Origin of the sequence: Halomicrobium zhouii (genome assembly GCF_900114435.1) — an archaeon.
GTDB classification, from domain to species: domain Archaea; phylum Halobacteriota; class Halobacteria; order Halobacteriales; family Haloarculaceae; genus Halomicrobium; species Halomicrobium zhouii.
This window is the reverse complement of sequence record NZ_FOZK01000001.1, coordinates 835737-851179: the sequence shown is the minus strand read 5'-3', so window position 1 is coordinate 851179 and position 15443 is coordinate 835737. Positions and strand designations below refer to the sequence as shown.

At 68.8% G+C, this 15443-nt stretch carries 16 protein-coding genes; 7 read left to right on the top strand and 9 right to left on the bottom strand.

Going from position 1 to position 15443, the window contains the following annotated elements; translation table 11 throughout:
• Window positions 1-291: 291 nt before the first annotated feature.
• Window positions 292-1062: an ABC transporter permease gene (locus tag BM337_RS03985; protein WP_089814118.1), complete on the bottom strand. Its 771-nt coding sequence runs from the start codon at window positions 1060-1062 to the stop codon at window positions 292-294.
• Window positions 1059-2042 (bottom strand): ABC transporter ATP-binding protein, encoded by a 984-nt coding sequence (locus BM337_RS03980; protein WP_089814116.1) that lies wholly within the window; start codon window positions 2040-2042, stop codon window positions 1059-1061. The genes BM337_RS03985 and BM337_RS03980 overlap by 4 nt, the downstream gene beginning before the upstream one ends.
• A 184-nt stretch (window positions 2043-2226) precedes the next feature.
• Here BM337_RS03980 and BM337_RS03975 point away from each other — a divergent pair, with 184 nt between their 5' ends.
• Both BM337_RS03975 and BM337_RS03970 read left to right on the top strand, forming a co-directional pair.
• Entirely contained in the window at window positions 2227-2970 is a 744-nt protein-coding gene (locus BM337_RS03975; protein ID WP_089814114.1) for an ABC transporter ATP-binding protein, read from the top strand.
• Complete coding sequence (locus tag BM337_RS03970) at window positions 2963-4432, top strand: hypothetical protein (RefSeq protein ID WP_089814112.1); 1470 nt, start codon at window positions 2963-2965, stop codon at window positions 4430-4432. The genes BM337_RS03975 and BM337_RS03970 overlap by 8 nt, the downstream gene beginning before the upstream one ends.
• A gap of 12 nt (window positions 4433-4444) precedes the next feature.
• Here the strand turns inward: BM337_RS03970 and BM337_RS03965 are convergent, their stop codons facing one another.
• Complete coding sequence (locus BM337_RS03965) at window positions 4445-5014, bottom strand: YqaA family protein (RefSeq protein ID WP_089814110.1); 570 nt, start codon at window positions 5012-5014, stop codon at window positions 4445-4447.
• A 283-nt stretch (window positions 5015-5297) separates the two neighbouring features.
• Window positions 5298-5897, bottom strand: coding sequence for a TetR/AcrR family transcriptional regulator (locus tag BM337_RS03960; RefSeq protein ID WP_089814108.1), 600 nt, complete (start codon window positions 5895-5897; stop codon window positions 5298-5300).
• A 343-nt stretch (window positions 5898-6240) separates the two neighbouring features.
• On the opposite strand from BM337_RS03960, the gene BM337_RS03955 reads away from it, so the two are divergent.
• From BM337_RS03955 to BM337_RS03945, 3 genes are all read left to right on the top strand, one after another.
• Window positions 6241-7677 (top strand): MATE family efflux transporter, encoded by a 1437-nt coding sequence (locus tag BM337_RS03955; protein ID WP_089814106.1) that lies wholly within the window; start codon window positions 6241-6243, stop codon window positions 7675-7677.
• Window positions 7678-7927: 250 nt separating this feature from the next.
• Window positions 7928-8980, top strand: coding sequence for a phytoene/squalene synthase family protein (locus BM337_RS03950; RefSeq protein ID WP_089814104.1), 1053 nt, complete (start codon window positions 7928-7930; stop codon window positions 8978-8980).
• A 59-nt stretch (window positions 8981-9039) separates the two neighbouring features.
• Window positions 9040-9966: a DMT family transporter gene (locus tag BM337_RS03945; RefSeq protein ID WP_089814102.1), complete on the top strand. Its 927-nt coding sequence runs from the start codon at window positions 9040-9042 to the stop codon at window positions 9964-9966.
• 39 nt (window positions 9967-10005) lie between these two features.
• On the opposite strand, the gene BM337_RS03940 is transcribed toward BM337_RS03945, so the two are convergent.
• From BM337_RS03940 to BM337_RS03920, 5 genes are all read right to left on the bottom strand, one after another.
• A complete protein-coding gene (locus BM337_RS03940; RefSeq protein WP_089814100.1) occupies window positions 10006-10674 on the bottom strand; it encodes a YIP1 family protein in 669 nt (222 codons plus the stop codon).
• A 39-nt stretch (window positions 10675-10713) separates the two neighbouring features.
• A complete protein-coding gene (locus BM337_RS03935; RefSeq protein WP_089814098.1) occupies window positions 10714-11343 on the bottom strand; it encodes a YIP1 family protein in 630 nt (209 codons plus the stop codon).
• 205 nt (window positions 11344-11548) lie between these two features.
• Window positions 11549-12688, bottom strand: a complete 1140-nt coding sequence (locus BM337_RS03930) for an ABC transporter permease (protein WP_089814095.1) — start codon at window positions 12686-12688, stop codon at window positions 11549-11551.
• Window positions 12685-13353, bottom strand: a complete 669-nt coding sequence (locus tag BM337_RS03925; RefSeq protein WP_089815558.1) for an ABC transporter ATP-binding protein — start codon at window positions 13351-13353, stop codon at window positions 12685-12687. Before BM337_RS03925 ends, BM337_RS03930 begins: the two co-directional genes overlap by 4 nt.
• A gap of 9 nt (window positions 13354-13362) precedes the next feature.
• A complete protein-coding gene (locus BM337_RS03920; RefSeq protein ID WP_089814094.1) occupies window positions 13363-14538 on the bottom strand; it encodes a COG1361 family protein in 1176 nt (391 codons plus the stop codon).
• Between the two features lie 235 nt (window positions 14539-14773).
• Between BM337_RS03920 and BM337_RS03915 the strand changes: the two genes are divergently transcribed.
• Together BM337_RS03915 and BM337_RS03910 are read left to right on the top strand one after the other, a co-directional pair.
• Window positions 14774-15121: an ArsR/SmtB family transcription factor gene (locus tag BM337_RS03915; RefSeq protein ID WP_089814092.1), complete on the top strand. Its 348-nt coding sequence runs from the start codon at window positions 14774-14776 to the stop codon at window positions 15119-15121.
• The gene (locus BM337_RS03910) at window positions 15118-15432 is read left to right on the top strand and encodes a hypothetical protein (RefSeq protein ID WP_089814090.1); all 315 of its coding nucleotides are present in this window, start codon (window positions 15118-15120) and stop codon (window positions 15430-15432) included. Before BM337_RS03915 ends, BM337_RS03910 begins: the two co-directional genes overlap by 4 nt.
• The last annotated feature ends 11 nt before the right edge of the window (window positions 15433-15443 follow it).

Sequence of the window (15443 nt, the reverse complement as noted above, 5' to 3'; positions counted from 1 at the left end):
GTGCATGATACAGACGCTATTGAACTAAGTTTTGATGAAGATATGGTCTCTCCTGCACCCGATCAAGCATTGGATTCTTCACCGCCTGTCTGGGGGTGGGAGAATTGTTCCAATGTTGAGATTACTCTCCCAGTCTCTGCTGCCTCCGATGCTTCACCCGGTGAATACGAATGGGGGTTCAGTATCTCAGAGGCAATCGGTGAGCCACACTCGAACGACTTCTACTACCCGATTACCGTAAACAGAGAGTAGAATTGCTGGGACGACTACTCTCTATTCCATCTACACTGTTCACACCGCCTCGACTCGCCCGAAGAGGTAGGTTCCGGCGGCGACCATGACGACCGACGAAAAGAGGAGCGCCCCCAGATCCACCGCGAACGGATACGCGGAGGTCCCGACCAGCACCGCCCTGAGCCCGTCGACGCCGTAGGTCAGGGGATTGAGAAGCGCGAGAAACTGGACCGGGCCGGGGAGGCTCGAAATCGGGTAGATCGCTCCCGAGAGGAAAAAGATCGGGAAGATGACGAACTGGACGACGAGGTTGAACCCCTCGCTGTCGCTGAACTGGGAGGCCAGGGCGACGCCGAATCCCACGAACGTCACCGCGATCAGGACGAGGAAGACGAACGCCAGCGGGAGCGAGAGGAGACTCACCGGCCGGAACCCCAGCGGGATGGAGAGCAGGAGGATCAGGACGGCCTGGACGAGCGCCGTCGTGGACCCGCCGGCGATGCGGCCCAGGACGATGGAGGTGCGGCTGATCGGGGCGACGAGGATCTCCTTGAGGAAGCCGACCTCCTGGTCCGAGAGGATGGAGAGGCCGGCGAAGGAAGCCCCGAACAGCATCGTGAACCCGATCATCCCCGGAACCAGGAACTGGAGGTAGTCGACGCCCTCGGGGAGCCCGGGGATCGCCGCGCCGCTGAAGCCGAACGCCAGGAAGACGAGGAAGAGCAGCGGCATCGCGATGGAGCCGATGATTCGCGAGGGCGCCCGGAGGAATCGCGTGACGTCGCGGCGCCAGAGCGCGTAGACACCGAGCGGGTCGACGAGGTTCATCGCTCGGCCTCCGTCGCAACCGGGCGTTCGGCGTCGCCGGCCTCGCGTTCCTCGATGGTCGCACCGGTCAGGGAGAGGAAGACGGTTTCGAGGTTCGGGCGGCGCAGGTCGACCGACGTGATGGTGACGCCGGCGTCGTCGGCCAGGCGGACCAGGTCGGCGATACGCGCCTCGCCGCGTTCGACCGTGACGGTGACGCCCTCGTCGGTCCTGGTGTATTCGGTGACCCACGACTGGTCGTCGAGCCGGTCGGTGAGGGCTCCAGTCGGCCCCTCGACGGCGAGGGTCACGACGTCGCCGCCGAGCGACGCCGTGAGGGCGGCCGGGGTGTCGATGGCGGCGATCTCCCCGTCGTCGACGACCGCGACGCGGTCGCAGAGGTGTTCGGCCTCCTCGATGTAGTGGGTGGTCAGCACGATGGTCACCCCTGCCTCGCGGTTCATCCGCTGGATGTACTCCCAGGTGTCCCGGCGTGTCCGCGCATCCAGCCCGACCGTCGGCTCGTCGAGGAAGAGCACCGCGGGCTCGTGGAGGAGGCCGCGACCGATCTCCAGGCGGCGCTTCATTCCGCCGGAGTACGTCCCGACGGGGTCGTCGCGTTCGTCGGCGAGGCCGACGAGGTCGAGTATCTCGTCGATCCGCTCTGTCCGCTCGCGGCGGTCCATCCCGTACAGCCGTGCGTGGAACGCCAGGTTCTCCGCGCCGGTCAGCTCCTCGTCGAGCGCCGGCTCCTGGAAGACGATGCCGAGGCTGTCGCGGACAGCGGCCGTCTCCGATTCGACGTCGTGGCCGTCGACGGTCGCGGTCCCGGCGGTCGGCCGGAGGAGCGTGACGAGCACGTTGATGAGCGTCGACTTGCCCGCACCGTTCGGGCCGAGCAGGCCGAATATCTCCCCGTCCTCGACGGTGAACGAGAGGTCGTCAACCGCCGTCACGTCGCCGAACGTTCTCGTCAATCCGTCGACGGCGATGGCTACCATCGGCGACTCCTCCCGGATTCGACTGATCGTTCAGTAAGGTCGACCGAACTACCAGTCTGAGGGCACGACATCGTTTCTCTGCCAGGACGGTTGCGACCCTCGGCACCTGAAACTTACCATTCAATTAGCTGTCAACCAGCACCATCACTTATCCCACCCGAGCAACGATGGTCGGTAGAATCCCGTGCCAGCCATACAGATCGACGACCTCACCAGGGCGTACGGAGACGTGACCGCGGTCGAGGAGCTCTCGCTCACCGTCGCCGAGGGGGAACTGTTCGGCCTCCTCGGACCGAACGGGGCGGGCAAGACCACCACGATGGAGGTGCTCACCGGCCAGATAGTGCCGGATAGCGGTCGCGTCAGGGTGCTCGGCGTCGACCCGGTCACCGAACCCACGGCGGTCCGGGAACTGGTCGGCGTCCTCCCCGAGAAGGAGTCGCCGCCGAGTTTCATGACGCCGCGGGAGTACTTCGACTTCGTCGGCGCAGTCAGAGGACTCGACGACGAGGCGGTCGACGAGCGGACCGACACGTGGGCCGAGCGCCTCGGGTTCGCCGAGAAGCTCGACACCATGGCGACGGACCTCTCCCGGGGCCAGCAACAGAAGGTGATGATCGCCGGCGCGTTCTTCCACGAGCCGGCGGTCGTGTTCATCGACGAGCCGCTGGCCAACCTCGACCCCATCGTTCAGGAGCGCGTCAAGCGCTTCCTGCGCGAGTACCGCGAGGCCGGCAACACGATCATCATCACGACCCACGACGTCGACGTGGCCGCCGAACTGTGTTCCCGCGTCGGCGTCGTCCACGGCGGCGGCCTCGTCGCGGACGTGCGCCCAGCGGAGCTGTCGGCCGAGGAGACGCTGCTGGACGTGTTCCTCGACCGCGTCGACGCGACCGTCGAGGGGGGTGTCGCCGCGGATGACTGACGGGCGGACCCGCCGGGTCTTCGTCGAGATGCTCCGCGAAGAGTGGCGCATGCACAGCCACCTCTTCCGCGGCGGTCACTTCGCCCTCTTTCCCGTCCTGATCGCCGCCCTCACCGCGGGTGCGGCGTGGCTGCTCGTCACCACGGGGACCGGGCCGGGGACCGTCTTCGCCGGCCTCCACGCGCTCGCGTTCGTCTTCGGCCTCCACACCGGCTCGATCGGCTTCGTCGGCCGCGACGCGCTCCGGAACCTGCTGGGCGACCTGACGCTGCTGGTCTTTACCGCCCGGACGCTCCCGCTCTCCCAGGACCGGCTGCTCGGTATCTTCGTCGTCAAGGACCTGGTCTACTACGCCATCCTGTTCCTGCTCCCGATGGGGCTCGGGACGGCCGCCGCGGTCGCAGTCGCCAGTGGGGGCAGTGGCGTCGCCGGCGGGGGCGGACTCGCGGCCCTGCTCCCCGCGGCCGGCACCGCGCTCGGGCTCTGGGCCACGCTCACGCTGACGTTCGTCCTCGGCATGGGCGCGACCATCGCCGCACTGGGGATCACTCGGCGGGGGGTGCCGGGCTGGACGCTCCTCGTCGCGCTCGGCGCGGCGGTCGGCGTCGCCGTGGCCGGGAACCTCGACGTGGTCGCCTACACGCCGTACGGCGTCTTTCTCGACGCGACGCTGCCGCGAGTCGGGGCGTCGCTCGCCCTCGTGGGGGTGGTCTTCCTGGTCGGCGCGTTCACCTTCGACGCGAGCGCGCGCCCGGCGGCCCGCAGCGTCGACCCCGCGTTCCGCCGGTGGCGCGACCGCGTCGGCGACCCCGTCGCTACCAAGACGCTGCTTGACGTCCACCGCAGTTCCGGCGGGTTCGGCAAGGTGCTGTTCTCGGCGGCCGTGCTCCTCGGCGTCACCGTCAGCCTGGTCGACCTGGCCGGTCAGATAACGGGCGTCTCACCCTCGGTCGGGGTCTCCGTCGGCGCTATCCTCGGCCTCTCCGGGTTCACGACGTACAACTGGCTCACCCAGTCCGACGACGTCGACTCGTATCTCGCGCACCCGCTGTCGGTCGCGGACGTCTTCGCCGCGAAGTTCCGGGCGTTCCTCCTGCTCGGCCCGCTCGTCGGCCTCGCCTTCTACGCCGTCGCGCTCGCCTGGCGCGGAACGCCGGTGCTCGAAGCGCTGGTCGGCGCCGTGCTGCTCGTCGGCGTCGCCTGCTACATCTTCGGGACGACGGTCTACCTCACCGGGCTCTCGCCCAACGAGTTCCTCTTCGACACCGGGCTGTTCGCGGTGTTCGGACTCGCGATGGTCCTGCCCCTCGTTCCCATCCTCGTCGTCGGCTTCGCCCTCGCGCCAGTCTCCACGGGGCTGCTCGCCGCGCTGGGCGCCGGCGGCGTCGTCCTCGCGCTCGCGGGCGTGGGTCTCTATCGCCGGTCGCTGGCGAAGTGGCCGGCTCGATACCGGGAGCGATGACTGCAGTTCGGGTCAGAAAATCGTGACCGCGCCGCCGATCAGGCCGATGGTGACGACGAGCCGGCCGAGACTCCCGACGAACGTCGCGGCGGCGAAGCGGACGTAGTCCCGTTCGAGGACGGCGAAGGCGTATATCGAGATGGTGTCCGGGAAGAACGGGACACAGAGTGCGCCAGCGAGGCCGGCGTAGCCGTACTGCTGTGCGAGCTGGACGGACTGGTTCTCAGACCACTCCATGACGTCCCACCGCGACCGGCGGAGCCAGCGGACGACCGGGCCGGCCTGCTTGACCTCCTGGCCGACGTGGAACGCGAGGACGCTGCCGGCGGCCTTGCCGGTCGCACTGACGAGCATGATCACGCCGAGGCGGCCCGTCTGCGACAGGCCGAGATCCAGCGGCGCCGCGAGCACGATCTCGCTCGGGCCGGGCAGGACGAAGGCGATGAGGAACGAGTAGACGAAGACGATACCCACGCCGGGCCAGCCGGTCGCCGACTCGACGAGCGCCTCGAACCCCCCGGCGAGCGTGGCGACGATCGTCTCGAACGAGAGCGACAGGACCAGTGGCGCCGCCCCTGTCATCGTCCCACCGTCCGCCGTGGGGTGTGGTCGACGAGTGGCTCGCCAGTACAGGCGCGTCGCGTCGACGGAGACCGGGATGGCAACGCGGTGGAGAGCACGGACGAGCGGACGGTCGTCATTTCGGTAGGGATCACTCCACGGACCGGATAGATGAGTCCGGCGATATCGGCCACGGTCTGTCCCGTCGGCGTCGTCGGTCTCCGCCGGGCGAGGACAGTCGCAGCCCGGTGACTTCGTCCCCGGGAGCGTGCCGCTGACCGGCCTCCTGGCGCCGAGCGCCCGGTCACGTGTCCTCGCGGAGGACGGCGTCCACGTATTCGTCGGCCGCGCGTCGCGCAGTCTCGAGCGCGTCGAGGTCGTCCAGGACGACCGCGCGCGTCCGGGCGCCGTCGACGATGGTCATGAGCGCCGACGCCGCGTGCTCGGCGTCGACGTCGACGAACACGCCCGCCCCGATCCCGTCGTCGATCACCGTCCGGAGCATGTACCGGACGTACTCGTCGTTCTGCCGGAACCGCTCGGCGAAGGCCGCTTCGTACGGCGCCTGGCTCCGCATCTCCAGGAGCGCGATCGACAGGTCGTAGTGGTCCTCCGGGGCGAGCAGGAGCTGGTCGAGCAGTAACTCCAGGCGCCGTTCCGGGTTGGTCGTCTCCACCTCGTGGATGGTCTGGACGAACTGGTCGAGGATGAAGTCGAGAAACGCCGCGAGCAGTTCCTCCTTCGTGTCGTAGTGGTAGTGCACCGCGGCGGTCGACTTCCCGTACTCGTCGGCGATCTGTTTGATCGTGAGGTCGGCGTAGCCGTGCTCGCGAAGCGCCCGGTAGGTCGCGCCCATGATCTCCTCGTCGGGATCCGAGGCGGACCGTTCCGGCGGGTCGGACATTGGTAGTACGTTCGTCCCCGTCGGGAAAACAGTTGTGACCCGCCCGTCAGGTACCCCGACTGCCCCTAGACTCTGTCATACTCCCTCTGGTCGCGCATTCAGTCCATCAGACCCCATCGCTGCCACCTTCCGAAGGGCTTTTGACTAACTAGTCAGTAAGTTTCTCATCGACCGACATGGACGACACTCTCCCTGCCGATATGCCGGATGCGACGTGCCCTCCCCCGTCGAGTCGCGACGACGGCTCCCGTGCGCCCGATAGCGGAACGACGGCCGCGAACCGGCCGACTGGCGCGGTTTCCGAGTCGCGTCACTGCGCCGAACCGACGGAGGGCGGTCGCTGATGGGAGTCCGCAGTCGCATCGGAGCCCTGTTCAGGGGGCCCGAGGAGTTCGACCTCACGTCCGGGAGCATCGGCAAGCCCCTGTTCTTCCTCTCGATGCCCATCGTGGTCACGAACCTCTTCCAGACCGCCTACAACCTCGCGGACACGTTCTGGCTCGGCCAGTACAGCACGGACGCGCTGGCGGCGATCAGCTTCGCGTTCCCGATGGTGTTCCTGCTCATCTCGCTGGGGATGGGCATCTCCGTCGCCGGGAGCGTGCTGGTCGCCCAGTACACGGGTGCGGGCGAGGAACGCGAGGCCGAGTACGCCGCCTCCCAGACGATGACCTTCGCCGTCGTCGCGTCGGTTCTCCTCGGGGTTACCGGCTACTTCCTCGTCGAAGCGTTCCTCGCGGTGATGGGTGCCTCGCGGGACGTCCTGCCGATGGCGACCGGTTACATGGAAGTCATCTCGCTGGGACTGCTGTTCATGTTCGGGTTCGCCGTCTTCGTCGCGCTGATGCGCGGCTACGGCGACACCATCACGCCGATGCTCGTGATGTTCGGCTCCGTCGTGTTGAACATCGTCCTCGACCCGTTCCTCATCTTCGGCTGGTGGGTGTTTCCCGAACTCGGCATCGAGGGCGCCGCCTACGCGACGGTCTTCTCGCGCGCGCTCGCCCTCGTCGTCGGCCTCGTCATCATGTTCCGCGGGACACACGGCGTCGAGATCCACCTCAGGGACATGGCGCCCGACACGACGTACCTGCGCCGCCTCGTCAGGATCGGTCTGCCCGCCTCCGTCGAGGGCACCGGTCGGGCGCTGTCGATGAACCTCCTGTTGTTCATCGTCGCCCTGTTCCCGGACACCGTCGTCGCGGCCTACGGCATCGGAACGCGCGTGTTCTCGGTGATCGTCCTGCCGGCTATCGCCGTCGCTCGCGGCGTCGAGACGATGACCGGCCAGAACATCGGGGCCGACAAACCGGATCGGGCCGCGGAGGCGGCGGGGCTGGCCGCGAAGCTGCTGTTCGGCATCCTCACCGCGGCCGGCGTCGTCGTCTGGTTCCTCGCTGCCCCCATCGCCGCCGTCTTCACGACGGACCCTGCGGTGGTCGGCGTCGCCACCCAGTTCCTGCGCTACGTCGCGCTGACGTTCGGGTTCATCGGGATCACGCGGGCCTACACCGGGAGCTTCCGCGGGGCCGGCAAGACGCTCACCGCAGCGGCCATCTCGGTGCTGATGCTCGGCGTCGTCAGGTTCCCCATCGCGTGGGTAGCCGCGGGCGAGATCGGCGAGACCGGCATCTGGCTGTCGTTCGCCCTCTCCAACGTCGCCGGCGCGGCCATCGCCTACGCCTGGTATCGCCGCGGCACCTGGCGCGACGGCGACCTCACCGAACCGGCCGTCGACGTCGACGACCACGGCATCGAGGCCGTGTCGACAGACGACTGACGACTGACGATGGCGACCGGAAACCGGCGAAGCGGCCCGCGTTCCGTCCGCCTGCGCCGGCTGACCGATCCGGAACGCGGAAGCGTCACCAGCCCATGTACTAGACCAGAAACCGAGATGACACACCGATATGCGGACCGACGCTCCGGCGAGACCGACCGGGCAGTCCGTACGCCCCCGTCCGTCGCGGCCGAGACCCGTCACCGACCACATTACATTAGTAGCGAGGGACTCAAACGGTGACCAGAGGATGACGTCCGTATCACCCGTCGAACCGGATCTCGAGTGGTGTCACGACGCGGTCCAGGGCGTGTCGCGCACGTTCGCTCTGACCGTCGACGTCCTGGAAGAGCCGATGTCGTCGCACGTCTGCCTGGGGTATCTCCTCTGTCGCGTCGCCGACACCGTCGAGGACGCCGGGCACATTCCGCCGGACGCACAGGTTCGACTGCTACGGACGTACGACGCCGCGCTCGACCCGGACGACGACGTGACGATGACCGAGTTCCGGTCGGACGTCGACGAGTGGCTGCCAGCGCCCGAGGAGCGTAACGACGACTGGGCGGTCGTCGCCGAGTCACCCACCATCTGGGCGACCTTCGCCGACCAGCCCCAGCCGGTCCACGACGCCGTGATCCCGCCGGTCCGGGAGATGGTCGACGGGATGGCCATGTTCGTCGACCGCCACGCCGACGTCGGCGGGCTCCGCATCGACGACCGCTCCGAGCTCGAAGAGTACTGTTACTACGCCGCCGGCACCGTCGGCACCCTCATCACGAACCTGCTCACGCGCGGGGAGATATCCCGGGAGCGCGCCCGGACGCTCCGGGAGACCGCCGAGGAGTTCGGCCTCCTCCTGCAACTGGTCAACGTCTCGAAGGACGTCTACGACGACTACACCGAGGAGAACAACGTCTACCTCCCCGCCGAGTGGCTCGCCGACGAGGGGATCGATCAGGACGCGATCGTCGACCCGGACAACCGGAAACCCGCCGCCCGCGTCGTTCACCGGACCGCGTCCCACGCCTCGACCTTCCTCGACGACGCCCAGGCCTACCTGGAGGCGATGCCGCTGGCCCACGGCAACACCGTCTCGGCGTGGTCGGTGCCGTACCTGCTCGGCGTCGGCACGCTCCGCGAACTCCGCTCGCGGCCGGAAGACGCGCTGACGGAGGCCGGCGTCTCGGTCTCTCGGCAGGAAGTGATGGCGCTGATGGGCGCCGCCAGCAAGACCGGTCGCGACTCGCTTGCGGATCTGCGCGAGACCGTCGCCCGGAAGCCGTACCACCACACGGTCGACTGAGCGGCGCTTCTGTGGACCGAATCGAGAGGGATAACCGTCTTCCGCCCGCCACCTGATCCGTGGACGAACGGTTCACGACAGTCGGGCTGTTCGCTGTTCTCGCCACGCTCTGGGGACTGTCCTTCCTGGCAATAGCCGTCGGCCTGGAGTCGCTAGAGCCAGTGCTGTTCGCGGCCTACCGCTACGACGTCGCCGCGGTCCTCCTGCTCGGCTACGCCCTCGCCCGGACGACGGACTGGCGACCGGTGGGCGCGGCCAACCTCGGTGCCATCCTGGGCGGCGGCCTCTTCCTCGTCGCGGGGAACGCCTTCCTCTTCGTCGGCCAGCAGACCGTCCCCAGCGGCGTGGCGGCCATCATGCAGAGTCTGGTCCCCATCGTCACCTCTCTCTGGGCGCTCGGACTCCTGCCCGAGGAGCGCGTCTCGGCGACCGGCGCGGTCGGCATCCTGCTGGGCTTTCTGGGCGTCGGTCTCATCGTCAGGCCGGACCCGTCGAACCTGCTCGGGAGCGACGTCGTCGGCCGCGTCCTCGTGTTCCTCCAGGTCGCGAGCGTCGCGCTCGGTGGCGTCCTCGTCCAGCGCGCGAAGCCGACGCTGGGCAACGCCGCGCTCTCCGGGTGGTCGATGCTGCTGGGCGCAATCATCCTGCACGTGACCAGTCTCGCCCTCGGCGAGCCGTTCGCGCTCCCGACGAGTCCGAGCGCGGGCGCGGCGGTCGCCTACCTCGGCGTGTTCGCCACCGCCATCGCCTTCTTCATCTACTTCACGTTGCTGGAGGTCCGCGGCGCCCTGGAGACGTCGCTGGTCGCCTACCTCGTCCCAGTCGTCGCCACCGTCGTCGGCGTCCTCGTCCTCGACGAGGAGATAACGGCGCTGACCGTCGTCGGCTTCCTCGTCGTCTTCGCCGGCTTCCTCGTCCTCAAGCGCCGGGCCATCGCCGGACTGGTCGACGAGGTACAGGGCTCGGTCGGGCAAGCCGGCGACTGACGGGGCTCGCGAGCGGACGACACTGGCTACCTGCCCGGCTCAGAGAAGTACCGTCAGCACCGCGAGGGCGACCACGACGGCGGCGAGTACGTTCGCACCGCGGGTCAGCCGGGGGCCGTGGGCCGAGGTGACGGCCCGGGCCCAGATCCGCGCCGACAGCGCGAGGCCGGCGACGAACAGCCACGCACGGACGTCGAGGACGCCGCTGCCGTCGAAGTACGCGGGCGGCCGGCCCTCGACGAACGCGAGCGAGTGACCGCCGAGCGCGGCCGCGAGCGTGGCGTCCGTCGTCGCGGCGATGGCGGCCGCGATGACCACGCTGGCGCCGTAGACGAACAGCCAGGGGACCCCACACCAGGCGACGGCGGCCAGCGTCTGGCGGGGGGTGCCCGTCCCGCCGGCCAGTCGGGCGCCGGCGTGGGTGACCGCGGCCAGGGCGAGCCACGGCGCGAACGCGGCACCGACGTTCACCGCGAGGTTGAACGGCGCGGCACTCTGGACCGCCAGGAGTCCGTCGCCGGTCGCGAACTGGAGCGAGTGAGCGGAGGCGTCGCCGAGCGCGAGAGCCATCAGCGGCACCGACTGGACGGCCACGACGACGCCGAGCGCGAAGACGACGAGGCCTGGCGTCAGGAGCGACGGGCGGTCGGGCACCTCCGCGAACGCGTCGCCGGGGCGGACGAACAGGGAACGGAGCCGAACCGTCATCGGCCTGTCAGTCGAACGGTGCCGACTTAACCGCCACGATCAGCCGAGGACGAACAGGTAGTACGTCGTCAACTCGATGGCGAGCGCCGGGAGGACGGCCAGCGCCGCCTGCCGCGTCGTAACGCCGCGGCCGACCGCAGTGGCGAGGACCCATAGCCCGAACGCGACCACCGCGGCGACGGGGTAGAGCACGTCGACGGCCGCCATCGCCGGGCCGGACTGGACGGCCTCGATCCACGCGGCGTTCCCCGATGGGGCCGCAGGCGGCGCCCTGGTGGTCGCGTTGGCGACCAGCGCGCTCAACCAGAACAGCTGGACGGCCAGCCCTGGAGCCAGCCCCCAGGCGAACAGCGTGGCGTAGCGGGTGTAGGACCCCTCGCCGCCGAAGCGGGCGGTTATCCCGTAGGCGATACCGGTGTACAGCAGCCAGAAGAAGAAAGGCGTCGCGAAGCCGAGGACGACGCTGGCCACCGCGAGCGCCGGCGCCTCCACGACGCCGGCGCCCGTCGCCAGCGCGACGACCGGCTGGTCGCCCCGGGGCATCCGCGCCGAGAGCACCAGGTTCGCCACGAGCGGCGTGCAGGCGATGGCCGCGACGACCGCCAGCCCGCGCCAGCGCGGGCGCTGGCGTTCGGCCTCGAAGAACGCGCGAACGGGTCCGACGAGCATGCCTGTCAGGGGACAGGTTCGGAAACGTCCCGGATTACGATGTCGGTTCGACGATGGGCGACGGCCCGTGGCGGGCGCGATCGGACCGGAACAGACCGCAGCGACCACGCGTACCGGAGCGGGGGCGTATACGGAGGGAAGAGGCGTCAGCGGGGCGTCGGTGGGAGAGCGTCAGCGGGGGAAGGTGCGTCAGCGGGAAGGGGGTTCAGTCCCGGAGCGCCTCGACTGGGCGGGCGTTGGCGGCCTTCCAGGCGGGGTAGAGCCCGCTGAGGAAGCTCGCCAGCGTCCCGAAGACGAAGCCCATGACCGCGTACTGGAGGGCCTCGGTGGTGAAGGCCAGTGGGTCCGACAGCAGTTCGGCGTTGATGGCCATCCCCAGCAGGACGCTGAGGACGACCCCGACGAACGCGCCGCCGAGCCCCAGCAAGATCGCCTCGGCGAGCATCAGTCGCAGGACGTCGAGGCGGTGGTACCCGACCGCGCGGAGGACGCCGATCTCCTCCTTGCGCTCGATGGCCGACATCAACATCACGTTGAAGATGCTGACCGAGGCGACCACCAGCGAGATGCCACCGATAGCGAGCAGGAACGTGTTGATCGTGGCCATCTGCTGGTTGAACTGGTCGATCAGCTGTTCGGCGTCGTTGACCTCGTAGCGTTCGTCGCGTCCCGGATTGAGCGACCCATCCAGATCCTCCGAGGTCTCGAAGGCCTCGTTCGGGCTGTCCGTCCGGACCATCAGGAGGTCGTAGGTCGACCGGTCGAACTGGGACGGTGGCAACAGGACGGCGTTGTCTGTCCGGACGAACGACGACTGCGGGGTGGGTTCGAGGACGGCGAGGATCCGGTGCCGTTCGCCGTCGACGACGACGCTGTCGCCCGTCTGAACGTCGAGGCTGTCCGCCAGATCGGGCCCGACCAGCGCGCCGGAGCGCCAGTTGTCCGGAATCTGCCCGGTGTCCGCCGTCGCGAACTCGCCCGGGTGCGAGAACCCGTATATCGTCGCCCCGGTACTGGCCTTCTTCGCCTCGACGCCGGCGCTCTCCTGTTGCATCGTGTACACGGGATGGTCCACGTACTGCCGGACTTCCTCGAGGTGTCGCTCCTCGAAGGCCGCAAAGTCCGCGTCCTCGCCGGGCGTCAGCCAGACGCTCTGGGTGACGGTGTCGGCACCCTGCAGGATCGACTGCTGGAAGGCGACGCCGCCCATGCCCAGCGACGCGATGGCGAGGACGCCGATGGTGATGCCGGCCATCGCGAGGGCCGTCCGGGCGCGCGCTCGGGAGAGGTTGTTCCGGGCGAACGCAAGCATCGGGAACCGCCGCCCGAGCCAGTTGTCGATCACGACTCGATCCTCCCGTTGACGAGTTCGACGACCCGGTCTGCGTACTCGGTGACCTGCGGGTCGTGGGTCACCGTGGCGATGGCCACGTCGTCTTCGGCGGCGATGCGGCCGAACACGTCGAGCACCTGGTCGCTGGTGTCCTGGTCGAGGTTGCCGGTCGGCTCGTCGGCCAGCAGGATGTCGGGCTCGTTGACGAGCGAGCGGGCGACGGCGACGCGCTGTTTCTGGCCGCCCGACAGTTCGTTGGGGTAGTGGTTCAGCCGGTCGCCCAGCCCGACGCGTTCGAGCAGGGTCTCTGCCCTGTCCTGGAGGGCCGAGCGGTCGCCGTGGACGAGCCCCGGGACGGTGACGTTGTCGCGAGCCGTTAGCGTCGGTATCAGGAAGAAGCTCTGGAAGACGAAGCCGACGGTGTCACGCCGGAGGTTCGTCCGCTCGCGCTTCGACAGCTCGGAGAGCCGCTCGCCGGCCACCGTCACGGCCCCTTCGGTGGGGACGTCGAGCATCCCCAGCAGGTTCAACAGCGTGGACTTGCCGCTCCCGCTGGGGCCGACGACGGCGACGAACTCGCCGGGGTCGACCGACACGTCGACGCCCTTGAGGGCCCGGAGCGTCTTCGACCCGGACTCGTACTCCTTGACCGCGTTCGCGGCGCTGATCACAGCCATCGTGACCACCTACCGGAACCGCCGCCAGCCGAGGCCACCGACGACGGCCACGACGACGAGGCCGCCGAGCGCGGGCACGAGCAGGCCGGAGTTGCGCTGGGTCGACTGGTCCGGCGTCGTCCGCGGCGTGTACTCGACGTCGATGGTCCGCGTCACCTGGTCGCCGTCGACGGTGTAGCTGAGCTGGAGCGGGATGGTGACGGTCTCGTTGGTCTCCTCGGTGAGGCGGCCGTGGACCTCGAAGGAGGAGTAGTCGCTCGCGGCGACCTCGCCGACGAAGAACGACGCCTGGTTCTGGGCCGGCGCGACGCGGTCGCCGCCCTGGACGGCCACCTTCACGCTGGAGGCGTTGGTCGAGCCGACGTTACTCGCGCTGCCGCGGACGACAACCTGGTCGCCTTCCTGCGTCACGTGCTTGCCGGTGACGTCGATCTCGGCCGGCTGGCCCTGGTCCTCGACGGTGGCCGAGAGGGTCTGGGTCACGCTACGGGACTCGCCGTCGGCGGTCAGGTAGGTCAGCTCCGCCTCGACGGTCTTGGTCCCGGTCGAGACGTTCCGGACGGGGACGTCGACAACGGCCTCGTTCCCGGGCTGGAGCGACGAGACGACGTGGCGCTCTTCCAGGAGCGTGACGTCGTCGCTCGCGAGTTCGACCGTGACGCCGCGGACCTCCTTGGGCAGGCCGTTCGCCACCGTCAGCGAGAGGTCGGTCTTCCCGGTGGCGCTGGCCTGCCCGGCCGACAGCGACGTCGCCGGGTGAGACTGGCCGATAGAGACGGTCACGGGCCGCACCATCTCGACCACGTCGCCGGTGCTGGAGACGAACCGGAGGTGGACGTAGCGGTCGAACTCACCGGTCTGGTCGAACTCCTCGGTGAGGTTCACGGTGACCGAATCGCCGCCCTGGACGAACTGCGAGGGGTTCTCGCTGTCCACCGCATCGTCGCTGCCGTTCCTGGTCTCCTGGAGCTCCACCCGCTGGAGCTTGTAGGGCTGGCCGTCGTCGTGCATGCTCTCGACGGTGGTCGAGACGGTGACCTCGCTCCCCGGCGGGGCCGGGTCCGGCGTCGCCTCGACGTCGACGCTGATGAACGCCGCACCCGCTGCGGCCGCGGAACCCGCGCCGACCGTCACGGCACTCGCGAGGACGAGCGCGGCGAGTGCGAGGGTGGCAGCGCGCTTCATACGATCACCCCCGGCGGGCGCGTCCGGACCGGTGGGAGGGCGATACTACGGAGTGCTGGGGGTCGCGTCGTCATTGCGTCCTGACTGAAACACCCGTACAAGAAAACCAGCCTCGCACAGTTTCCGGGCCGGAAACCGTGACGCGCGCTTTTTTATACCCAGGCCGAACACTCGCAGGTGAATCGTGTCTCTAGACCGTCCATCGACTCGGGGTCGCCGGCTGTAACCGCGAGCGATGAGCGAGGAAACCGAGCTGGCGACGGTCGTCGAACTGCTCGACGACGAGTACGCCCGGGCCATCCTCGCGGCCACGAGCATCGAGCCAATGTCGGCCTCAGAACTGGCCGAGCGGTGTGACGCCTCGCCGCCGACCGTCTACCGACGGCTCGACCGCCTCCGCGAGCAGGACCTGGTCGAGGCCGCCCAGCAACTGGACCCGGAGGGCCACCACTACGAAGTGTTCAGCGCCCGCCTCGCCCGGCTGGAGGTCGAACTGGACGACGGGGACTACCAGATAGAGATCGAGCGCCGCGAGCGCGACGCGGCGGACCGCTTTACCGAACTGTTCGAGGGGCTCAAATGACCGGGCTCGTGCTCCAGTCGACGGCCGGATCCGCCACGATGCTGAGCCTCCTGACGTTCCTGGGCATCCTGGTGTCCGTCGTCCTCTCCGTCGTCATCCTCGTTAAGGGAATCCAGGGGTACAGCCAGACGGGCGACGTCGCCCTGCCCGGTCTGGCCGCCGGCATCCTCCTCCTCAGCGGCGCACCCCTGCTCCTGAACGTCCTCCTCACCTCGCTGACCGGGACGGGCCTCGGGACGGTGACGGTCCTGACCAACCTGACCCAGTTGCTCGGGCTCGCGCTGATCACCTACGTCATCTACCATACCTGACCATGAGCCGA

Excerpts from the sequence above, each read along its gene's own strand:
- BM337_RS03915 (WP_089814092.1), top strand. The coding sequence starts at position 14,774 with ATGAGCGAGGAAACCGAGCTGGCGACGGTCGTCGAACTGCTCGACGAC.
- BM337_RS03985 (WP_089814118.1), bottom strand. The coding sequence starts at position 1,062 with ATGAACCTCGTCGACCCGCTCGGTGTCTACGCGCTCTGGCGCCGCGAC.
- BM337_RS03980 (WP_089814116.1), bottom strand. The coding sequence starts at position 2,042 with ATGGTAGCCATCGCCGTCGACGGATTGACGAGAACGTTCGGCGACGTG.
- BM337_RS03955 (WP_089814106.1), top strand. The coding sequence starts at position 6,241 with ATGGGAGTCCGCAGTCGCATCGGAGCCCTGTTCAGGGGGCCCGAGGAG.
- BM337_RS03970 (WP_089814112.1), top strand. The coding sequence starts at position 2,963 with ATGACTGACGGGCGGACCCGCCGGGTCTTCGTCGAGATGCTCCGCGAA.
- BM337_RS03910 (WP_089814090.1), top strand. The coding sequence starts at position 15,118 with ATGACCGGGCTCGTGCTCCAGTCGACGGCCGGATCCGCCACGATGCTG.
- BM337_RS03920 (WP_089814094.1), bottom strand. The coding sequence starts at position 14,538 with ATGAAGCGCGCTGCCACCCTCGCACTCGCCGCGCTCGTCCTCGCGAGT.
- BM337_RS03965 (WP_089814110.1), bottom strand. The coding sequence starts at position 5,014 with ATGACAGGGGCGGCGCCACTGGTCCTGTCGCTCTCGTTCGAGACGATC.
- BM337_RS03940 (WP_089814100.1), bottom strand. The coding sequence starts at position 10,674 with ATGACGGTTCGGCTCCGTTCCCTGTTCGTCCGCCCCGGCGACGCGTTC.
- BM337_RS03960 (WP_089814108.1), bottom strand. The coding sequence starts at position 5,897 with ATGTCCGACCCGCCGGAACGGTCCGCCTCGGATCCCGACGAGGAGATC.
- BM337_RS03935 (WP_089814098.1), bottom strand. The coding sequence starts at position 11,343 with ATGCTCGTCGGACCCGTTCGCGCGTTCTTCGAGGCCGAACGCCAGCGC.
- BM337_RS03925 (WP_089815558.1), bottom strand. The coding sequence starts at position 13,353 with ATGGCTGTGATCAGCGCCGCGAACGCGGTCAAGGAGTACGAGTCCGGG.
- BM337_RS03950 (WP_089814104.1), top strand. The coding sequence starts at position 7,928 with ATGACGTCCGTATCACCCGTCGAACCGGATCTCGAGTGGTGTCACGAC.